Origin of the sequence: Streptococcus mitis (assembly GCF_946190115.1) — a bacterium.
Classification (GTDB): domain Bacteria; phylum Bacillota; class Bacilli; order Lactobacillales; family Streptococcaceae; genus Streptococcus; species Streptococcus mitis_CO.
In genome coordinates, this window is record NZ_CAMHZG010000060.1 from 1 (window position 1) to 326 (window position 326).

At 53.4% G+C, this 326-nt stretch carries 3 tRNA genes; all 3 read right to left on the bottom strand.

Going from position 1 to position 326, the window contains the following annotated elements:
* Window positions 1-88: 88 nt before the first annotated feature.
* Window positions 89-162, bottom strand: a tRNA-Ile gene (locus N8L90_RS09400).
* A 13-nt stretch (window positions 163-175) separates the two neighbouring features.
* Window positions 176-249: transfer RNA gene (locus N8L90_RS09405), tRNA-Met, on the bottom strand.
* A gap of 5 nt (window positions 250-254) precedes the next feature.
* Window positions 255-326: transfer RNA gene (locus N8L90_RS09410), tRNA-Pro, on the bottom strand.

Here is a 326-nt window from a genome sequence, read left to right on the forward strand (position 1 = left end):
TTCGAACCCACGCACGCTTTTACACGCCTGACGGTTTTCAAGACCGTTCCCTTCAGCCGGACTTGGGTAATCCTCCATACTATTCAAATGGACCTTGTAGGACTTGAACCTACGACCACTCGGTTATGAGCCGAGAGCTCTAACCAGCTGAGCTAAAGGTCCAACAAGATCATTATAGCGGCGAAGGGGATCGAACCCCCGACCTCCCGGGTATGAACCGGACGCTCTAGCCAGCTGAGCTACACCGCCATGAATCGGGAAGACAGGATTCGAACCTGCGACACCTTGGTCCCAAACCAAGTACTCTACCAAGCTGAGCTACTTCC